The sequence below is a fragment of the Hydrogenivirga sp. 128-5-R1-1 genome, assembly GCF_000171895.1.
In genome coordinates this window covers 1-1,695 of record NZ_ABHJ01000258.1, presented here as the reverse complement: position 1 = coordinate 1,695, position 1,695 = coordinate 1, and the positions used below count along the sequence as shown (strand labels likewise).

General features: G+C 34.0%; 2 protein-coding genes. Both read left to right on the top strand.

The genetic code is table 11. The annotated features are described in order from the left end of the window. Window positions 1-109: 109 nt before the first annotated feature. Window positions 110-649, top strand: a complete 540-nt coding sequence (locus HG1285_RS02680) for a Uma2 family endonuclease (RefSeq protein WP_008289065.1) — start codon at window positions 110-112, stop codon at window positions 647-649. Between the two features lie 24 nt (window positions 650-673). Then, window positions 674-1,552 carry a succinate--CoA ligase subunit alpha gene (gene sucD, locus HG1285_RS02685; RefSeq protein ID WP_008289064.1) on the top strand — a complete coding sequence of 293 codons (879 nt, stop codon included), beginning with the start codon at window positions 674-676 and terminating at the stop codon, window positions 1,550-1,552. Window positions 1,553-1,695: the final 143 nt, after the last annotated feature.

The window sequence follows — 1,695 nt, the reverse complement described above, 5'->3', positions numbered from 1 at the left end:
AAATGTTAAATGAAAGCGGGTTAAATCTAATTACTGCAGATACAATGTGGGAAGGTGCTGTTAAAGCAGTAGAAGCATCTAAAAGCCAAAATTAGTTATGAGGTAATCAATGGGCTTAGCTGATAGGTATTTACCTTATTATACGGTAGAGGAACGAAACAAATGGCAAGGTGATTGGGAGCTTATTGAAGGAATTCCCTATGCTCTTGCCTCTCCTTCTTTAGAGCATCAAAGAATAGTAAAAAACTTGCTTGTAGAAATTAATAAATATTTGGAAAACTGTGATATTAGTGAATGTGAAGTCATACCGGATGTGGATTACTATATATCAGAAGATACTGTCGTTAGGCCTGACGTAATAGTAGTTTGTGGAAGTTTAAAGGAAAAAATAACAACTACTCCTAAAATTATTTTTGAAGTCGTATCTCCTAACTCTGTAAGAATGGACGAACATATAAAATTTGAGCTTTATGAAAGAGAAGGAGTTAAATATTACTGTTTAGTTTATTCAATAGAAGACAGGAAACATATAAAAATATTTCACTTGGAAAATGGAAAGTATAGAAAAGTTTTTGAAACAATTGATGAAATATTTGAATTTTCTATAAATAGCTATAAACTCTTAGTTGATTTTTCAAAAATACTGTAAATAATAATAAGGAGGAATAAAAAAATGAGCGTATTAGTTAACAAAAATACAAAAGTAATTGTTCAGGGAATAACAGGAAGAGAAGGTTCTTTCCATGCAACCCAATGTAAAGCATATGGAACACAGGTTGTTGGCGGAGTTACTCCGGGGAAAGGAGGACAGGAAGTAGAAGGAATTCCTGTTTTTGACAGTGTCAGAGAGGCTGTTGATAACACTGGTGCAGACTGCTCTTTAATATTTGTTCCTCCACCATTTGCAGCAGACGCTATTGTAGAAGCAGTTGATGCTGGAGTAAAGACAGTTATCTGTATTACGGAAGGAATTCCTGTTAATGATATGATACCTGTTAAAAATTACATAAAGACTTACTATCCAGAAACTGTTTTAATAGGACCAAACTGCCCTGGAGTTATAACACCAGAAGAGGCTAAAATTGGAATTATGCCGGGACACATTTTCAAAAAAGGAAATGTTGGGCTTGTTTCAAGGTCTGGAACATTAACTTATGAAGCTGCTTATCAGTTAACACAAAGAGGAATAGGACAGTCAACTGCTGTAGGTATTGGTGGAGACCCAGTGCCGGGAACAGTTTTTGCTGATGTTTTAAAATGGTTCCAGGATGACCCAGAAACAGAAGCTATCGTTATGATTGGAGAAATTGGTGGAACTGCTGAAGAAGAGGCAGCAGAGTTTATAAAAGAGTATGTAACAAAACCAGTTGTTGCTTACATTGCAGGTGTTACAGCTCCTCCAGGAAAAAGAATGGGACACGCTGGTGCTATAATAGCTGGAGGAAAAGGAACAGCTGAAGAAAAATACAAAGCATTAGAAGCAGCTGGTGCTACGACTGTTAAAAATATTTCAACTATTGGTGAAGTTGTTGAGAAAGTTTTGAAAGGTTAATTTTATAAGAGGGTTTTATACCCTCTTTTCTAATATATATCATAAAATTAAATACGATTTTAAAAGAGAATAAAATCAAACAGTGTTATAAAATTACTTGATAATTTTATTAAAATAATGTTATATTAGTTTGTAAGATAATT

Excerpts from the sequence above, each read along its gene's own strand:
- HG1285_RS02680 (WP_008289065.1), top strand. The coding sequence starts at position 110 with ATGGGCTTAGCTGATAGGTATTTACCTTATTATACGGTAGAGGAACGA.
- sucD (WP_008289064.1), top strand. The coding sequence starts at position 674 with ATGAGCGTATTAGTTAACAAAAATACAAAAGTAATTGTTCAGGGAATA.